Annotated in this window: 14 protein-coding genes; 6 read left to right on the forward strand and 8 right to left on the reverse strand. The window is 64.9% G+C overall.

Going from position 1 to position 18,698, the window contains the following annotated elements; genetic code table 11:
* Nucleotides 1-73: 73 nt before the first annotated feature.
* The 7 genes from BTO02_RS30110 to BTO02_RS30140 form a co-directional block, all read right to left on the reverse strand.
* The gene (locus BTO02_RS30110) at nt 74-1,240 is read right to left on the reverse strand and encodes a glycosyltransferase family 4 protein (RefSeq protein ID WP_075160678.1); all 1,167 of its coding nucleotides are present in this window, start codon (nt 1,238-1,240) and stop codon (nt 74-76) included.
* Nucleotides 1,237-2,553 carry a flippase gene (locus tag BTO02_RS30115; RefSeq protein WP_075160679.1) on the reverse strand — a complete coding sequence of 439 codons (1,317 nt, stop codon included), beginning with the start codon at nt 2,551-2,553 and terminating at the stop codon, nt 1,237-1,239. Before BTO02_RS30115 ends, BTO02_RS30110 begins: the two co-directional genes overlap by 4 nt.
* Nucleotides 2,546-3,790, reverse strand: coding sequence for a UDP-N-acetyl-D-mannosamine dehydrogenase (wecC, locus tag BTO02_RS30120; protein ID WP_075160680.1), 1,245 nt, complete (start codon nt 3,788-3,790; stop codon nt 2,546-2,548). Before wecC ends, BTO02_RS30115 begins: the two co-directional genes overlap by 8 nt.
* Nucleotides 3,791-3,869: 79 nt before the next feature.
* Complete coding sequence (wecB, locus tag BTO02_RS30125) at nt 3,870-5,024, reverse strand: non-hydrolyzing UDP-N-acetylglucosamine 2-epimerase (protein WP_075160681.1); 1,155 nt, start codon at nt 5,022-5,024, stop codon at nt 3,870-3,872.
* Between the two features lie 64 nt (nt 5,025-5,088).
* Nucleotides 5,089-7,293, reverse strand: a complete 2,205-nt coding sequence (locus tag BTO02_RS30130; RefSeq protein WP_075160682.1) for a polysaccharide biosynthesis tyrosine autokinase — start codon at nt 7,291-7,293, stop codon at nt 5,089-5,091.
* Between the two features lie 4 nt (nt 7,294-7,297).
* Nucleotides 7,298-7,735 carry an arsenate reductase/protein-tyrosine-phosphatase family protein gene (locus BTO02_RS30135; RefSeq protein WP_075160683.1) on the reverse strand — a complete coding sequence of 146 codons (438 nt, stop codon included), beginning with the start codon at nt 7,733-7,735 and terminating at the stop codon, nt 7,298-7,300.
* Nucleotides 7,732-8,919, reverse strand: coding sequence for a polysaccharide biosynthesis/export family protein (locus BTO02_RS30140; RefSeq protein ID WP_083615547.1), 1,188 nt, complete (start codon nt 8,917-8,919; stop codon nt 7,732-7,734). The genes BTO02_RS30135 and BTO02_RS30140 overlap by 4 nt, the downstream gene beginning before the upstream one ends.
* A 348-nt stretch (nt 8,920-9,267) precedes the next feature.
* Here BTO02_RS30140 and BTO02_RS30145 point away from each other — a divergent pair, with 348 nt between their 5' ends.
* Entirely contained in the window at nt 9,268-10,371 is a 1,104-nt protein-coding gene (locus tag BTO02_RS30145; RefSeq protein ID WP_075160684.1) for an OpgC domain-containing protein, read from the forward strand.
* 197 nt (nt 10,372-10,568) lie between these two features.
* Nucleotides 10,569-11,375 (forward strand): alpha/beta hydrolase, encoded by an 807-nt coding sequence (locus BTO02_RS30150; RefSeq protein WP_075161530.1) that lies wholly within the window; start codon nt 10,569-10,571, stop codon nt 11,373-11,375.
* An 81-nt stretch (nt 11,376-11,456) separates the two neighbouring features.
* Here BTO02_RS30150 and BTO02_RS30155 read toward each other — a convergent pair whose 3' ends face one another.
* Complete coding sequence (locus BTO02_RS30155; RefSeq protein ID WP_075160685.1) at nt 11,457-12,560, reverse strand: AI-2E family transporter; 1,104 nt, start codon at nt 12,558-12,560, stop codon at nt 11,457-11,459.
* A gap of 332 nt (nt 12,561-12,892) precedes the next feature.
* Between BTO02_RS30155 and BTO02_RS30160 the strand changes: the two genes are divergently transcribed.
* The 4 genes from BTO02_RS30160 (at nt 12,893) to BTO02_RS30175 (ending at nt 18,520) form a co-directional block, all read left to right on the forward strand.
* Nucleotides 12,893-13,183 carry a DUF3331 domain-containing protein gene (locus tag BTO02_RS30160; protein ID WP_075160686.1) on the forward strand — a complete coding sequence of 97 codons (291 nt, stop codon included), beginning with the start codon at nt 12,893-12,895 and terminating at the stop codon, nt 13,181-13,183.
* Nucleotides 13,184-13,845: 662 nt separating this feature from the next.
* Nucleotides 13,846-15,060, forward strand: coding sequence for a sulfotransferase family protein (locus tag BTO02_RS30165; RefSeq protein WP_075160687.1), 1,215 nt, complete (start codon nt 13,846-13,848; stop codon nt 15,058-15,060).
* Nucleotides 15,061-15,472: 412 nt separating this feature from the next.
* Nucleotides 15,473-15,811, forward strand: a complete 339-nt coding sequence (locus BTO02_RS30170) for a DUF4148 domain-containing protein (protein WP_075160688.1) — start codon at nt 15,473-15,475, stop codon at nt 15,809-15,811.
* Between the two features lie 150 nt (nt 15,812-15,961).
* On the forward strand, nt 15,962-18,520 hold the full coding sequence (locus BTO02_RS30175) for an adenosylcobalamin-dependent ribonucleoside-diphosphate reductase (RefSeq protein ID WP_075161531.1): 2,559 nt from the start codon (nt 15,962-15,964) through the stop codon (nt 18,518-18,520).
* Nucleotides 18,521-18,698: the final 178 nt, after the last annotated feature.

The following is an 18,698-nucleotide window of genomic DNA, read 5'->3' on the forward strand; positions in this document are numbered from 1 at the left end:
GGCGCGCACGTCGCCAAAGCGGCCGTCATGCTCACCACACATGCAACCACGCGCAGGCACCAGCGGCTCTTCGTCACGATTTATCTCGCTCGGTGCGCGAGATTGCGCTTACCGTTCGATAGCAATCGATGTAGCGCTCGACAACGGCTGCGCACGAATAGTGCTGTTGCGCACGCGCGAACGCCGCACGCCCCATCGATACGGCTTTGTCCGCATCGCCCATCAGCAGCCTCAGGCACAACGCGAGCGCGTGCGGGTCGGACGGCTCGACAAGAAAGCCGGACACGCCATCTTCGATGAGATCGAGAAAGCCGCCGACGCGCGTGCCGATAACCGGCACCGACGAAAACATCGCCTCGAGCGTCGCAATGCCGAACGCTTCGTAGTGGCTCGGCATGCAGAACGCGCGTGCGCCACGATAGAACGCGAGCTTCTCATCGCCTTCGAGCCAGCCGACGAACCGCACCCGGTCGTCGATCCGATAGTCGCGTGCGAGCCGTTCCCAGCGCGCGATGTCGCCACCGCCGGCGAAGCACACGGGCACGTAGTAGCCGTCGCCGGCAAGCAGCGCGATCGCGGTCAGCAGGTCGTCGATGCCCTTCTGTTCGGTCAGCCGGCCGGCAAAGGCGATATAGGGCTGCGACAGCGCGGCATCCTGCATCTCGCGGCGGGCCATATGCTCGTGAGCCGCCGTCTCCGCGTCGTGCGCGGAATTGCCGATCACGCGCAGCGTGCGACGCGCCGCACCGAGCCGCCGCATTTCGTCGGCAATCGGACTGGACACCGCCACGGACGCGTTCGCATTGCGCAGAAACCATGCGATGGCCTTGCGAGTGATCGGGCCGGACTGCATCGCGAACGGCAGAAAGTTGCCAGCATGCAAATGGAAAATCGTCTTCTTGCCGCGCAGCTTCGCAAGCGTCCACAGCATCAGCTTGCGATAGAACGATCCGTGTACGGACACGTGAAAATGAACGATGTCGGCATGCGGCAACGCACCGAACGTGAAGCTCGGCAAATCGACGAATACAAACGCGGCAAGCGCTGCGAAACGCTTGAAGCCGCGCGTTTCGAAGAATGACAGTCCCACCGCCGCATTCGCGAAACGCGCGCGCTGCGAACCGAGTTCGGCGAGCACGGACGCGATGCCGCCGCGTTGCCCCCGGCCAGGGCCGACATGCAGCACGCGTATCGGGCGCCGCGCGCTTCTTACGGGGGCGACGTGCATCGGTGCATTCATCGATGTCTCCACCAGCCGGTCAGATACACGCGACGCTGGCTGTCGGCGAAAATCGACCATAGATAAAGCGCAAGCAGCACGGCTTGTGCGAGCAGAAACGCAACGGCCGCGCCTTGCGCGCCGTGACGCGGCACGAGCGCAAAGGCGACCGCCACATTGAGCAGGCCCGTGGCGAGAATCAGGCGCGACCGGCTACGGCCCGCCCCGAACGGCAACAGCACCTGAAGTCCCAGGAAATAAGCGAGATTGCCGAACACCATCGACCCGCACAACAAGGCGAGAACCGGAGCCGCGCCGCTGAATTCGCCGCCAAGCACGAAATGCGCGAGCGGCTCGGCCCAGCCGATAAACAACGCGGCGCACACAGCCGAGATGGCCAACGTTATGACCGCACCGAGCACGGTCAGCCGGGCGGCCGATGCGCGATCGCACGCGAACAATGCAGCGATGCGCGGATAGAGCACGGCGCATAGCTGCGCGGGAGCGAGATTGCCGACCGTGCGCAATTTTTCTGCTGCCGCATAGAGGCCAGCCTGATACACGCCGGCCGAACACTTCAGCAGAATCGTGTTGGCCGCACCGAACAGGCTTACCGATGCGTTCGCAACGAACGCGTCGGCCGCTTCGGCAATTTGCCGGCGGACCGCGCCCCACGACGACTGCGGCGCGCGCAGCACACCGAAGCGCCATGCGATCACGACCGACAGCAGCGCGGCCACTACGGGCCCGGCTGCCTGGATCGCCGCGGCAAGCGCCACGTCCTGCGGTCCATGGACGAGCCAGAAAGTCAGGGGCAACGTGACGCCGCGATTGATCGCCACCATCGCCGCGATCAGACCGAAGCGCTCGGTTCCCTGGAAAAACCAGTAGAGCGTGAATACATTGCCGAAGACGCCGAGCCACGACAGCAGAATCACGTCACGAGAACTCGGATCGTGCGGCGTGAACGCAAACAGCAGAGCCAGCGCGGCGAACGACACGAGGCATAAGCACGCCTTCGCCGCCGTCACGGACCAGATCAGTTCATTGAGGGCGGCTGCGCGCCCGGCCCGTTCGACGACCGCTTTCGGGCCGGTCAGCCCGAAGCCCCATTCCGTCAGCAACGTGCCGTACGCCGCGAGCGCCATGCCGTATGCCAGTACGCCGAACTTCTCGGGGCCGAGCATGCGCGTCAAATACGGAAATGTCGCAAACGACGCGAGGTAGTTCACCGCGAACGACACGATCATGATCGCGACGTTGCGGCTCACCCGCGCGCCGGAATGCGCAGCGGCCTTCCCGGCGCGCCCTGCGCTGCGCGTTGCGTCACTCATGCGAGAGCAACCCGCGCGTATCGATCACGACTTTCGCCTGCAGGCGCACCGGATCGATCCGCTTGAACGGCGTGTGATCGACGAGAATCACGATCACGTCGGCCACCGCGATTGCATCGTGCAGCGCCCACAATTCGGCCTTGCCGACGAGCGACGGCGGCAGCACCGCGACGTTGGGCTCGACAGCCAGCACGCGCCCGATACCGCGTTCCGAAAGTGCGCGCACGATGCCAAGCGCAGGGCTTTCGCGCAGATCGTCGATATCGGCCTTGAACGCAAGCCCGAGGCACGCAATGACGGGCTCCTTGAAGCGCGTGGTCGCGCGCTCGATGCGGTCGAGCACATGGTGTGGCTTGTCGTCGTTCACGATTCGCGCCGTGCGGATCAGGCGCGCCGTGTCCGGCGCCGAATCGACGATGAACCACGGATCGACGGCAATGCAGTGGCCGCCTACGCCGGGCCCCGGCTGCAGGATATTCACGCGCGGATGCCGGTTCGCGAGACGAATCAGCTCCCACACGTTGATATCGAGCTGTTCGCAAATCAGCGAGAGCTCATTGGCAAATGCGATATTCACGTCGCGAAACGCGTTCTCGGTCAGCTTGCACATCTCGGCCGTACGCGCATCGGTCAGGATACAGTTGCCGGTCACGAAGATCTGGTAGAGCGCGCGCGCCGCTTCGCCGCAACGCCGCGTCATCCCGCCGATCACGCGGTCGTTTTCGACGAGTTCGCGAATCACATGGCCCGGCAGCACGCGCTCCGGACAATGCGCGACGCGAATGTCGGACGCTTCGCCGGCTTGCTGCGGAAAACTGAGGTCCGGCCGCATCTCGGCCATCCAGCGTGCGACGAGCTCCGTCGCGCCGACCGGCGACGTCGATTCGAGCACGACGAGATCGCCCTTCTTCAGGACCGGCGCGATCGCACGGCTCGCCGCTTCGATATACGCGAGATCGGGCTTATGCCCTTCGGCGAACGGCGTCGGCACCGCGATCAGAAACGCGTCGGCCGGCTCCGGTGCGATCGTCGCACGCAGGAATCCCTGCGACACAACCGCATGCACGAGCATGTCGAGTTCGGGCTCGACGATATGAATCGCGCCGCGGTTGATCGTATCGACCGCGTGCTGGCTCACATCGACGCCGATCACGCGTTTGCGTCTCGCCGCAAATGCAGCGGCCGTCGGCAAACCAATGTAGCCGAGTCCTACTACGGAAATTGTTTCGAATTCCATAATATACCTTTCGTGTTTGACCTTCCTGATTGGACATGACGGCCGGCGCAAGCGTTGAACGTATGCGAGCGGTGAGCGGTTACACCGTGCATAGGCTGGCATCCCGTCGCCAGACGGCCTGCAGCGCATCGACAATGCGAGCCGCGGCGTGCCCGTCGCCATACGGGTTCGCGATGCGCGCCATCGCCGCACATGCGCGCGGATCGTCGAGCAGCGCAAGCGTGCCCGCGACGATCGCCGCTTCGTCGGTACCGACGAGCTTGACGACGCCGGCGTCGACCGCTTCCTGGCGCTCCGTCGTATCGCGCATCACGAGCACCGGCTTGCCGAGCGACGGCGCTTCTTCCTGCACGCCACCCGAATCGGTCAGGATCAGCTCCGCGCGATCCATCAGCCGGACGAACGGCAGGTACTGCAGCGGTTCGATCAGGTGCACGTTCGCCATCCCGCCGAGCAGACGGCTCACCGGTTCGCGAACCGCGGGGTTCAGATGAACCGGGTACACGATGTCGACGTCGGGCCGTGCACGCGCGATGCGCGCGAGCGCCGCGCAAATGCGCTCGAAGCCCGCGCCGAAGCTCTCGCGCCGGTGTCCCGTGACGACGAGCGTGCGCCGGCCAGGCGCGAGGCACGGCAGATCCGCGTCGGCGGCAGCGGCAATCCCGGGCTCGCGCGCAAGCAGCGCGCGCACCTCGAGCAGCGCATCGATCACGGTATTGCCGGTCACGACGATGCGCGCATCGTCTATGCCCTCCGCGAGCAGGTTTTGCCGCGCCCGTTCGGTCGGCGCGAAATGCAGCGCCGCGAGCGCGCCGGTCAGCTTGCGGTTCGCTTCCTCGGGCCATGGCGACAGCAGGTCTCCGGTACGCAGCCCCGCTTCGACGTGCCCGACCGGCACACGCTGATAGAACGACGCCAGCGAGGACGCGAGCGTCGTCGTCGTATCGCCGTGCACGAGTACGAGGTCCGGACGGCAGTCGCGAATCACGTCGCGCATGCCATGCATGATCGACGCAGTGACGTCGTACAGATCCTGGCCGCGTTTCATCACATTCAGGTCGAAGTGCGTGCGAATGCGGAATAGTTCGAGTACCTGATCGAGCATCTCGCGATGCTGTCCAGTCACGCAAACGAAGCAGTCGACGCCGTCCGTCCCCGCAAGCCGCCTGACGAGCGGCGCCATCTTGATCGCTTCGGGCCGCGTGCCGAAGGCCAGCAACACTCTCTTGTTCATATCCGCTCCACCGCGCAATTCAAGGCGCGTTGCACTGCGCTGTTCACCTGCATCGACAATCCGTTCATTGCGTCACGCTCTCGTACGGCGAAAAGCCGCCATAGGTGCTCGCGCGTTGCGGCACATCGCAGAGCACGATGCCGCTGACCGCAACGCCCGCGCTGCCGAGCAGACGCATCGTGTGGCGCAACTCCGCGCCGGAATGACGGCCGTGCCGCATCGCAAGCAACGTGGTGCCCGCGTGCTTGCCGATCAGCATTGAATCGGTCACGGCGAGCACCGGCGGCGTATCGACGATCACGACGTCGTACGCGCGAGAAAACTGTTCGATCGCCTCGGTAAAGCGTTCGCCCATCAGAAGCTCGGCCGGCGTCGCCGTGCTCGTGCCCCGCGACAGCACGTCGAGCCCGGGCAGCACGCCGCGCTGAACCACGCTGCCGGGCGCAGCGCCGCCAAGAAGGTCGGCGAGACCCGGCACGCGCGCGACATCGACATACGATTCGATACTGCCGCGCCGCAGATCCGCATCGATCAGCAGAACGTGCTTGCCCGCCGCGGCGAGCACCGCGGCCAGGTTCACCGACAGGAACGACTTGCCCACGCCGGGCCGTGGGCCAGTGACCATCACGACGTTGTTGATCGCATCGGCGCCCATGCGGAACTGCAGCGCGGTGCGCAGGCTGCGCACGCCTTCGACTGCGACGTCTTGCGGCGCACTGACCGCAAGCACCGCCGACGCGCCGCGCGTGCCGCGGCGCATGCGCTGCAATTTGGCCTGGCGCGTACTGTGCGAAATCGATGCATAGACCGGTACGCCCGACGCCTGCTCGATATCGAACGTATGCTCGAGCCCCCGCGTGAGCGAACGGCGCACGAACGCCGCGCTCACGCCGAGTACGAGACCGATGAGCGCCGCCGCGCCGATCACGAGCGCCTTGCGCGGCTTGACCGGCTTTTCCGCGGTCACGGCATAGTCGACGATGCGTGCGTTGCCCTGCTGCCCCGCACGCAGCACGCGCAGTTGCTGCGCGCTGTCCATCAGCTTCGTGTACAGCTGCGTGTTCACTTCGACATCGCGCTGCAGGCCGAGCGCAACCTGCTGCGTGTCGGGCAGCTTCTTCACCTGCTGCTCGAGCCGGTCCTGCTCGCGGCGCAAACCCGCGAGCTGCGCGTCGATCGCAGCGAGCGACGGATGGCCGGGCGCGAAGCGCGGCGCCAGTTCGTCGCGCTGCTGCTCGAGCGCAAGCATCTTTTCCTTGCCATCGACAATCGCGCGCAGCAGCAGACGCGTTTCTTCGGCGAGATCGACGGTGCCGTGCTGATTGCGGAATGCGTTGTAACGCTGCTCGGCGCGGTCGAGATCCGCGCGCAGGCGCGGCAACTGAAGATCGAGGAAATCGAGCATCTGTTGCGCCTGGCCCGACTTCAGATCGACGTTGCGCTGCACGTAACGCTGCGCGATCGTGTTGACGGTCTGCGCAGTGCGCTCGCTGTTCTTGCCTTCGAGCACGATCGAAATCACGCCGGACTGCCGCGCTTTCTCCTTGACGTCGAGCGCGGCTTGCAGCGCTTCGGTAGTCAGTTGCCGCGAGGCACGCGCGAGCGTGAACTCGGTACCTTCGCGCGCGACGAAGCTTTCCACGTAAAGGCGCAGCGGCCCGTCCTTCGTCTGTCCATCGACGCTGAGCCCGGTCTCGCCTTTCGCCACGACGAGACCATCCGGGTCGATCAGCGAGAACGTGCGGCCGGCACCCACGCGCAGCGTAAAGCGCTGGTCGTAGAGGCGCGGCGGCACGTCGAACTGCGTGACGTTCAGCACTTCGCCGCCCCACGCGAAACGCGCGAGACCGAACACGGGCGTGCCGGACTGGCCCGGCGTCGCACGGCGCGCAAGCCACGCGCCGACGATCGGGACATAGCGCGGCTGCACATCGATATCCAGATGCAGCATGCGCACCGCGTAGTCGACCACCTGCCGCGAGCGGATCAGCTCGATCTCGGCTTCGGTCGTCGCCTTGCCGTCGAACAGCGCGGCGAGATCGCCAAGCTTGTCGTTGACGAGACTCGTGCTGTCGTCGACCTGCACGATCGCGTCGGCGCGATACTTCGGTGTGGCGATCAACGCGTAGGCGACGCCGAGCAGCAGCGTCAGCGCCGTGATCAACGCGATCAGCAAGGCGTTCTCGCGAACCACCGCCGCGACCATCGACAGATCGACTTCATCGGGCGCGCTGTGCGCGTCCGAAACGTAATGAGTTTGCGTAGGCATCGAATCAGCGGCACAGTTGGCCGATGGCGGGTTGCCAGTCGGTGAGCCCTTGCTCGATCTGTGCGATCGCCAGCTCGAAGATGAATGGATCGCGCCGGTACGGGTCGACGACATCGAAGCCGCCTGCGTCGCCGAGGCGATAGACCTTGCCTTGCGCGTGCGGCCACGCTTCGAGCAACGCGTCGCGCTGCTCGCGCGTCATGGTCAGGATCAGTTCCGCATCGCGCACATGCGGTTCAGCGAGCGGCGTAGCCGCGTGCGTCGAAAGATCGAGGCCGCGCCTGCCCATCAGCCGCACGGCGAGCGCGTCGGCGCCGCGGCCATCCGATGCATACAAACCAGCCGATGCGACCGCAACGCCGGGCATGCGGCTCGCGAGCAGCACCTGCGCGACCGGGCTGCGGCACACGTTCGCGGTGCACACCATCAGAACGCCGCTCATTTGCCCACCACCGCAGCCGTGAGGCCTGTGTTGATCATCGGCAGCAACTGGTTCAGCACACGGCTAAAGCGCGCAAGACCCGTCGCATCGACATAGACGACGTCCTTCGGCTGCAGTTCGAACTGGTTGGCGAGCAGCATCGCGACCGGCGATCGCGCATCGAGGTGATAGACGCTCGGCGTGCCCGACAGCGCACCGCGGATCACATACATTTGTGCCGCGTCGGCGCTCGTCTGGTTCAGGCTGCCGGCCTGCGAGACCGCATCGCTCAACGTGAGCCGGCCGTTTCGCATCGGCACTGCCGTCGCCGGATGGTTGATTTCGCCCATCACGTAGACGCCGTTTTCGTCGCGAGAGACGACGCGCAGCATGTCACCCGCCTTCAGCACGATCCTGGCCGGATTCTTCTGCTGCTCGAAAAGCTGCGACAGATTCACCGTGTACGAGCGGCCGTCGCGCACGAGCACCATGCGGCTCTGATCCGCATTCGCCGTGAAGCCGCCTGCGCGGCCGACCGCTTCATAAAGCGTCATCGGAATGTCGTTGATCGGCTGCGCGCCCGGCGCATGCACTTCGCCGTCGATATAGATCTGCGCCGAGCGAAACGACGCAACGCGCACCGTGACCTGCGGATTGCGGAATACGTTGGCAAGGCGCCGCGCGAGCAGGTCGCGCGCTTCGTCGGCCTTCAATCCGGCGACCCGCACGCTGCCTGCATACGGAAACTGGATGCAGCCGGAGTCGTCGACGACGAAACCCGCAGGCGCATCGGCCGCACGCACCTGCGTCTGGGTCTGCGAGCCCTGCGCGGCCGCCAGTTCGGGGTGATCCCATACCGTGATTTGCAGCACATCGCCGACGCCGAGCGTGTACGGACGGCCGGCAGAAAACAGATCGGGGGCACTCTCGCCCGCGGCGCCGTCTCGCATCTGCGCGAGCAGCGCGGCATCGATTTCGCGAATCGGCACGCCGCTCGCACTGCCGGCATCGGCGCGCGTCGCCGCAGCAGTCGATCCATTCGGCACAGCGCCGTTCGACGAAGTGGAGGCATCGCGCGCCATGCGCATGCCGGGTGCGACGCTGCACGCGCACAGCACGAGCGCGGCGGCTGCCAGCGTCACTGCCGTCGTTGCGCGGCGGCCCGGGGCCGTTGCGCGCGCACGTTTCGATATCCTGCACAACATGAAAATAATCAGCGGCTTTTCGCGGCTTGCGTGTCCGTCGTATCGACGCATACCGGCGCATCGGCACCGGCAACACACAGCGGAAAAACTGAGAACCTCGATTTTGAAGAGCCGCCCATCGTAGAAGCGCTCGGCGTACGAGTTCGGCCAAACTCCAAACCGTTTTCGCCAGACGCTCATCTCTTTTTTGTCAGGGATGTCGATCGTCACGCGCGCTGCATCGACGCACGATCGCGGTGCACCCCATGTAACGCCCCGAAACACTTTCGAACAATCGAACGCGCGCGAAACAGGAACCCGCGATATCGGCCTGCAGTCTCTCTGTGGGCCGCCGATCGACCGTACACCATGCCAAAACCCACCCCTCGCCTTATCGAACTCGACTTCTTCCGCGGACTCGTTCTGCTTGTCATCGTCGTCGATCACATCGGCGGCAGCATCGTCTCGCGCTTCACGCTGCATGCGTATGCGCTATGCGACGCCGCCGAGGTGTTCGTCTTTCTCGGCGGCTTCGCAACGGCGACCGCGTACCGCTCGCTTGCCGAGCGGCACACCGAAGCAGTCGCGCGGCAACGCTTCCTGCGGCGCGCGCTCGAGTTGTATCGCGCATTTCTGATCACTGCGGTGCTGATGCTCGTCGTCACGGCCGTGCTCAGCGCGCTGCGCATCGATGCGCCCAATCTCGCGATGACCGATCTCGACGACCTGCTCGATACGCCCGCCTCCGTGCTCGGCGATCTTCTTCTGTTCCGGCGCCAGCCGTATCTTGCGTCGGTGCTGCCGATGTATGCATTGTTTGCGCTGTCCGTGCCGGCCGTGCTGCCGCTCGCGCGCAGCAAGCCGTGGCTGCTGCTCGCGGGCAGCATCGCGCTGTGGGCGATCGCGCCGACCGTCGCCCGCGTGCTGCCGATCGCCGAGGGTGCGCAATGGGACTTCAACCCGTTCGCATGGCAATTGATGTTCGTGCTCGGCGTGCTGGTGCGTTGCCAGCCCGTCTATGAACGTGTCACCTCGCATCGCGACGGCTGGCTCGTCACCGCGCTCGCCATTACGATCGTCGCGGTGGGCGCGTATTACAAGCTGTTCATCGAGACCGCCCCGATGGACGGCAGCCTCAAACAGAATCTGTCGTGGTTGCGCGTATCGAACTTTCTCGCGATCGCGTGGCTCGCCGCGCATATGATTCGTGCAGGCTGGACGAAAAAGCTCGCGGAGCGGCTGCCGTGGATCGGCCAGATCGGACGCAAAGGGCTGCTATGCTTCGTCGCGGGCACCGTGATCTCCCTCGTCGTCGATTCGCTGTTGTACAAGGCAACCGAGGGTTATCTGAACGTGCCGCTCGGCCTCATGGCAGACGGAGTCGCAATCGGTGCGCTGCTTGCGGTGGCGAAAGTTTCGGCACCCATTTCGCGGGTCTTCGCACCGAAGCTCGGCAACCCGTCGTCGAGCTAGCACGAACCCGTTTGCTTTCGCCCGCACCGTCTTTATCGCTCATGCGCAGAACGTTTCGACGTCCACTTCGACCATCCATCGGATTGCTGTGCAGTTTCGTCACGCTCGCCCTGACGGCGAACGCCGCTGCCGCGGTCGACACTCGCGTCGACGCAGCAGCTACTCCGACCGGCCCATCGGCGCCGGTCGCCGCGGGTATGCGAGCCGCAGGGGCGAGCACGGTACAAAGCCACACGTTCCGTTCGACCGCGCTGCAGCGCGACTGGTCATACGTGGTCTACCTGCCGCCCGGGTATCGCGCCGACGGTCCGCCCGACGGTCCGCGCTACCCGGTGCTCTATCTGCTGCACGGCAACGACGACGACGCACATCGCTGGATTACCGAAGGCCATCTGCAAACGGCCGCCGACGCGCTGATCGCGCGCTCGGAGATCCCGCCGGTCGTGATCGTGATGCCGCAAGGCGGCACCGACTGGTACGTCGATCGCAAGGAGAAGATCGAAACCGCGTTCTTCGGCGAACTACTGCCGCATGTCGAATCGCACTACGCGGTCACGAACGATCGCAAAGGCCGCGCGATCGGCGGCGTATCGATGGGCGGCTTCGGTGCGTTGCGCTACGCGATGCTCGAGCCCGATCGCTTTTGCGGCGTGCTGCTGCTAAGCCCGGCCATTTATTCGGGCGAGCCGCCGCCGCAATCGGCCGCGCGCCGCGTCCACGTGTTCGGCGAGCAGCGCTTCGATGCCGATATCTGGCATGCGCTGAACTACCCGGCGCTCTGGCCGCGTTACATGAGCCAGCCCTACCGGCTGCCGATGTTTATCGCCGCCGGCGACCACGACGTCGTGATCGAGGCCGAAGCGTCGCTGCTGTACACGCATCTGCGCGAAGCGGGCAATCCGGCCGCGCTGCGGATCATCGGCGGCGGACACGATTGGGACACCTGGTCCGCCCTGCTGCCCGCCGCCCTCAAATATGGTTTGTCCTGCATCAGGTCGTCGTGATGCATGACGCGCGCCGCCGCACCACGCCGGCACCGCTCGTGCAAGCGTAAGCGGCGGCGGCACGAAACGCCTGATCGGAGCCTATCGGACAAAGTCGGTCCACAGCACCATCAACACCGTCATCAGGGCGGGCCCGATAAAAACGCCGAGCAGCCCGAACGTTTCCGCGCCGCCCAGTATCCCGAACAGCACGAGCAAAAATGGCAGCCGCGTCGAGCTGCCGATCAGCACGGGCCGCACGAAGTGCTCGGCGATAAACACGACCACGAAGCCGAACACGACGACGCCGATCGCGCCGGCCGTGCCGCCTTGCAGGAAAAGCCACAGGCCCGCGCAGCAAAATACGACCGGCGCGCAAAACGGCAGCATCGCGGCGATCGCGGTGACGACACCGAGCAGCGTCGCGTGTGCGACGCCCGTGACCGCATAGGCGATGCCGAGCAGCACGCCTTCTCCGATGCCGACCACGACCAGCCCCGACACCGTGCCGCGCACGGCGCCCGCCATCCGCTCGGCAAGCTGCGCGCTTTCGTTGCCGAACGCGCGGCGCATGCCTTTCAGCACCGCGCCCGAAAGGCTCGGGCCCGCCTGAAAAATGACGAACAGCGTAACGAGCGTGAAGCCGAACACCATGAGCGCGTGCGCGGCCCGTGCACCAAAATGGCGGCCGAACGTGACGACTGCGTTGCCGTGCAGCCCTTTCATCGCCGGCGAGGCTTTCAACGGCTGTCCTAAGTTCGCGTTCCACCAGTTCATGACCTGCTCGGAGCCGAACGGCAGATGGGATACGAAGTCCGGCATCGGGATACCGTTCTGCTCGACGTAGTGCAGCCAGACGGTCACGTCATGCGCCTCCGCGGCCGCCTGCGCGATGCCGACGGCGGCCGGCAGCACGAAAAGCAGCGCGACGAGAACCGTCAGCAGTGTCGCGATGACCGTCGTGCGGCCATTGAACGCGGCCTGCCGCTCGATCCGGCGAAACAGCGGCCACAGCGAGGTTGCAATTACGCAGGCCCAGGCGACGGCGGGGATGAAATCCCGCACCACCCATAACGCCAGTAACACGAGCGCGGTATAGAGCGCCGCCGAAGCGACCCGCTGCATCCTGCGGCGGCTATCCATATCGGCGCCGGCCGTTACGCGCGGCGGGGGGCCCGGAGGAACAGCGGGTGGGCGTGGAATCATATGGCCTCTTCATGTGTTATTGGGGGGCGAGGATTGTTCGCCGTGCGCGCGAGAAGCGCGGCGCGTGTCGCACAGACCTCCGGTCTGCACATCTTAAAGGACGGGGACATCCCCGGCCCGTCGGCCTGTGCAGGCCGTGCACGGGGTACAAAAGCTTGTTGCGGGAATGCGATCGGCCGGGCGCCGCACGTCGGAAAGGCCGGTCTCGCCGTACTTCAAAAGCTTTCATCCCAATTATTTCGGATCAGGCAACAGTGTTTCAACGCCCGCACAATGGCGCTGCCGCGCCGACGGGACTACATTCGGGCACACCCGAATTTACGGAGCCGACCATGACGACGTTAGAGTGCGTACCACTGCTCGGTGCCAACGGCTTGCGCATCGAGATTCTCGAGCGCTCCGAAAACACGCTGGTAATCCGCTGGGTCGAACCCGGTAAATGCCACTATGGGGAACAGCGTTGGCGCCGCCGCTCGGCACACACTTCAGGCACGTGCGCGGTATCGCGCCGCAAGATCCGGCGCGGCGACGCGGTGTTCAAGCCGGCCGAAAGGCCCGCACCGCTGAACGCGGCCGCCATGATCGCAGCGGATATCCTCGCCAACCTGATCAACGGCATCTAGACCGCAAGCATGTAGCACGCTTTACAACGGATCTTTGCCGCCGGTACGGCAACGTTATCGCGTGCGAAGACGCGCAGCGCGGTTGCCGCTTTTGGCGAACGCGTTCTCACGCTTTGACGTGCAGCGCCGGCGCTCGATCGCTTCCGGCCAGCCGTATCCGGTTATCCCGAGCGTGGCACGCGCTTGACCGCGGCGATCATTCGCGCGCCTCGTTCCAGCGCAACATGTGAGCTACCACAGTTACGAGTCGCCGATGCGCTCGATCAGGCGAATGCTGCCATTTCGCTCGCTTCGCCCACTGTCCCCATCGCTCGCTTACTCACTCGACACCGCGTCGACACCGCGTCGACACCGCCTCGGCGCCGCTTCAGCGCCCTGCGTTGATCCGTCCGTGCAGCGACGTTTCCCCTCCTCGCAAGACCCGACTTTTCGCGCACGCCCCCGCCGGGCAAACGAATTGCGTACCGCACTGAATCGATTCGACCCGATGAACTAGAATGATCCCAGCACACCGGTATCAAATGGATTGCGGGGCCTCTTTCCGCAATTCGACAGGATCGCAGAACGAGTCGATCCGGTCCGCAAGGCGGCTGCGCGTACGTGGTGAAGACAAGCCCTGAGCAGTTCACGCTACACAAACCGGCAGGATGCGGGAGGGTACCTTGTTAAAACAATGGATACACAACACGCATAGCATTTCGCGGCTCGCGCTGACGAACTCCCGGCTTTCCGCAGCCGAATTGCTGTCCTGCGCACGCGCGAAAACGGGCCTGCACGATTTCGGCGCCGAGCCGATCGAGGACGCGCTGGACCAGTTGCAGACGGCAGTCTATGAGGAAGCGGACCTGAACCTGTTCGGTCGCGTCTCGACACACTGGGACAATCTGCGGCTACTCACGAATCTGCTCATTCTGCGCGACAGGGAGCTTGCCGATCCCGGCATTCTCGAGCGGCCGATCACGCAACCGGTGTTCGTGCTCGGCATGCCGCGCAGCGGTTCGTCGTTTCTCCACTCGCTGCTCGCCGAAGACGTCGCCAGCTTTGCGCCGCGCTGCTGGCAGGCCATCTACCCCTATCCGGACCATCCTGCCGCCGGGCGCCGCGCAGGCCCGCGCAAGGTGCAGCGCCAGTTCGATTTCTTCCATCGGCTCGCGCCCGATCTGCATAACGTCCACCCGTTCACCGCACTGACGCCGCAGGAATGCACGGAGTTCACCGCGCACAGTTTTCGCAGCCTGCGCTTCGAGACGATTTACCACGTGCCGTCGTACAAACGGTGGGTGCAACAGGCCGGCCACGTTCAGGGGTATCGCACGCACCGGCGCTTCCTGCAGCATCTGCAGGGGCCGCGCGCGACGCGCTGCGTGCTGAAGTGCCCCGACCACGTGTTCGCGATGGAAGCGCTGCGCGAGGTCTACCCCGACGCGCGCGTGATCTTCACGCATCGCGATCCGCTGAAGGTGCTGCCGTCGGTCGCGCGGCTAACGGAAGTGCTGCGCAAGCCGTTTGCGCGGCACATCGACCAGCATGCCATCGGCCAGCAGATCAGCTCCGACTGGGCAAACGGCGCACGACAGATCATCGCGGCCGACGCGCGCGGCCTATGGCCGGACAAGCATGTGTTTCACGTGCACTACAAGGCGCTCACGGCTGCGCCGCTCGACACGATACGGCAAATTTACGATCACTTCGAGCTCGAGTTCACGGCGGCATATCTCGATCGGCTGCAGGAGCAGATCGCACGCAAGCCGACCGGCGGCTACGGCAAGAACGTCTACCGCTTCGCCGACTTCGGACTGCGAGCCGAGGAAGAACGCGAACGCTATCGCGACTATATGGCGCACTTCGACGTGTCCGAGGAAGTCGCCATTCAGTGATCTGCCGGATGCGGGCTGCCGCCCATGCCGTTCCTCGCTGCCGCGGCGTTCACCTCCGGTGAGCGCGAACGCGTATCGCGTATCGCGTGGTGCAATCGGCTTGTGCGAACGGATAGTTCGCGGGCCATGCCCATTATCCGAACGTATAGTCCGTATACCGCGCCGCAAAGCCCGCGCTGCTTCGTTTGATCCAACGTATCGGCAAGCCTGACGCTCGTCGCACCAGAGGCGACGATCGTATCCCTTTACGCTTCCCCGCTCCAAAACTAAATTTCACCCATCGCAAGTGCGCAAGCGCGGTTGAGTAGAGCCGAAGCGCATTTCCGATGCTGGATCGAATCACGTTATGTGCTGGAAGCGCACCTCACGACCGGCTTCCGACCTCCAACTCACTCGTTAAGGAGTCCAACTAATGAACAAGCTCACTGTTGCCGCCATGCTCGCCGCTACCTTGCTCGCCGGTCCGATCGTGGCTCACGCGCAAACAACCGATCCGGTCACGCGCGCTGAAGTACGTGCCGATCTGGTTCGCGTCGAACAGGCGGGATACAACCCGTCGACCGGCGAAGACGTGCACTACCCGGCCGACATTCAGGCTGCCGATGCAAAGATCGGCGCCCAGCAGGACTCCTCGTACGGCGGCGTTGCGCAAGGCACGTCCGCAACGGGTTCCAGCATGCACCGGCACGCGCCGATGCATTCGAACTGTGTCGGCCCGGTCAGCTTCTGCAACATCTATTTCGGCAGCTGAGCGCGGCCGCGGCAGGTGGCGACAATGATCGAGGATGCGGCAAAGCATGCGCAACAGTAGGGCTCTGCATTGCAGCGCCCCGCTGTCTGCGTTAAGGTGGCTCTGATCGTGCCGTTGCGCACCGTGCGCAATGGCGCCTGGAGACTGCCCATGGCCGACACCGACAACGAAATCCGCCCGCTCGACCACGCCATCGCGCCCCAACAGTTTTCTCTCGACGTGCTGCTCGAAAAGTACGCGAAAGGCGACGAGCGCAATGCGGACGATGTTTACCGCCGCGTCGCGCGCGGCGTGGCGATGGCCGAACCCGAAGCATTGCGCGCGCAGATCGAAGAGCGTTTCGCCGACAACCTGCGGCACGGCGCGCTGGGCGCGGGCCGCATCATGAGCGCGGCCGGCACCGGCATCGCGGCGACGCTTATCAATTGCTTCGTGCAGCCGGTTGGCGACAGCATTCAGGGCGTCGACGAAGAAGGCCTGCCCGGCATTTATGTTGCGCTGCTGCAGGCGGCCGAAACGATGCGGCGCGGCGGCGGCGTCGGCTACAACTTCTCGGCGATCCGCCCGCGCGGCGCGCGCGTGCATACAACGAGTTCATCGGCCTCCGGCCCGTGCAGCTATATCGATGTGTTCGACGCCTCGTGCCGCACGGTCGAAAGCGCCGGCTCGCGGCGCGGCGCGCAAATGGCCGTGCTCGATTGCTCGCACCCGGATCTGCTCGATTTTATCGAAGCGAAGCATTCGAAGGGACGCTGGAACAACTTCAACGTATCCGTGGCCGTCACCGACGCATTCATGCAAGCCGTCGAAAACGACCTTCCGTGGCAGCTCGTGCATCGCGCGGAACCGTCGCCGTCGATGCGCGCATCGGGCGACATGCGCCAGCGCGCCGACGGCCTGTGGGTATATAGCGAGCATCGCGCGCGCGACATCTGGAACAGGATCATGCGCTCGACCTACGATGTCGCCGAGCCCGGCATCGTATTCATGTCGCGCATGAACGACGACAACAATCTGCGCGCGATCGAATCGATCCGCGCGACGAATCCGTGCGGCGAACAACCGCTGCCGTCGTACGGTTGCTGCAATCTCGGACCGCTCAATCTCACGCGCTTCGTCGCCGATCCGTTCGCGCAGATGCAAGGCCGCACGCCATCCTTCGACTGGGACGCGCTCGCCGCGCGCACGCGCACGCAGGTGCGCTTTCTCGACGACGTGCTCGACGTCACGCTGTGGCCGCTCGAGGAGCAATACGCCGAGTCGCGCGCAAAGCGCCGCATCGGCGTCGGCTTCACGGGCCTCGGCGACACGCTCGTCATGCTCGGCCTGCGTTACGACTCGGCCGAAGGCCGCGAATTCGCGGCGAAAGTCGCGCGCCTGATGCGCGACGAAGCGTATCGCGCATCGGTCGAACTCGCGCGCGAACGCGGTGCGTTTCCGCGCTTCGATGCCGCGCAGTATCTCGAGGTAGGCACGTTCGCATCGCGTCTGCCCGACGATGCGAAAGATGCGATCCGCAAGCACGGCATTCGCAACAGCCACCTGCTGTCGATCGCGCCGACCGGCACAGTCAGCCTTGCGTTCGCGGACAACGCGTCGAACGGCATCGAACCCGCGTTTTCCTGGACGTATACGCGAATGAAAGTGATGCCCGACGGCAGCCGCGCGTCGTTCGCGGTGGAAGACCACGCGTACCGGCTCTATCGCGAACTCGGCGGCGACGTCGAGCGCTTGCCCGGCTACTTCGTGAGCGCCCTCGACATGTCCGCGCGCGATCACCTCGACATGATGGCCGCAGTGCAGCCCTATATCGACACGTCGATTTCCAAAACCGTCAACGTGCCTGCCGATTACCCGTTCGAAGCATTCGAAAGCCTTTATTTCGACGCATGGAAAGGCGGCCTCAAGGGTCTCGCGACCTATCGGCCGAACGAAACGCTCGGCGCGGTGCTGTCGGTCGACACGCCGCAACCGGCCGATGCGATCGGCGAGACCGGCCTCGACCCGCTGCGAATCGCCATCGATCATCGGCCCAAGGGCGAAATGCCCGCGATCATCGAGAAAGTCGAATACCTGACGCAGGCGGGCAAGAAGTCACTGTACCTCGCGGTGTCGTTCATGGAAGTGACGGGACGCATCGGCGGTGCCGACGTGACGATCGAGCGGCCAATCGAATTCTTTATCCCGGCCGGCCAGCGCGACGAATCGCAGCAATGGATCACCGCGACCATGCGCTCGCTGTCGCTGGCCGCGCGCGGCGGCTTCGTCGCACGCAATCTGCAGGATCTGCGTAAGGTTTCATGGGACCGAGGCCAGGTGCGCCTCGGCGACGTGCAACGTGTCGACGGCACGCGCTCGCCGCGCTGGCACGACTCGGAAGTCGCGGCGCTCGCCTATGCGTTGCAGCAGATTCTGCACCGGCGCGGCTTCCTCGATGCCGAGGGCAATCAGGTGCCGTCGCGGCTGCTCGCGCGTCTGCCGCATACGCACGGATTGCCTTTACCGATTTCGGCGAATCTGAACGCGCAACAACAGCAACATCAAGCGGCCGCGGCGGACGAAGCGCGACAACCGCAAGACGAGCCCGCGCTGCACGGCTTGCGTTCGATGCACGGCCGCCAATGCGGCACCTGCGGTGCGAACGCGGTGATTCGCAAGGACGGCTGCGACTTTTGCACCGCGTGCGGCGAAATTGGTGCATGCGGGTAATGCCGACTCAACCCGGCGCCCGGCCGGGCCGTTAACCCAGGCCGTTAACCAAGCCTTTAAGCAGGCCGCCAACCCGGCCGTCCCTCAAACGCAACGCCCGTTGTTGCCGAACGTGCACATCGCGGCGTTGCCGTCAGCTTGCGCGGGTACAATACCGCGTCGTCTCCACTCAACGGAC

The organism is Paraburkholderia sp. SOS3 (assembly GCF_001922345.1).
Classification (GTDB): Bacteria; Pseudomonadota; Gammaproteobacteria; order Burkholderiales; family Burkholderiaceae; genus Paraburkholderia.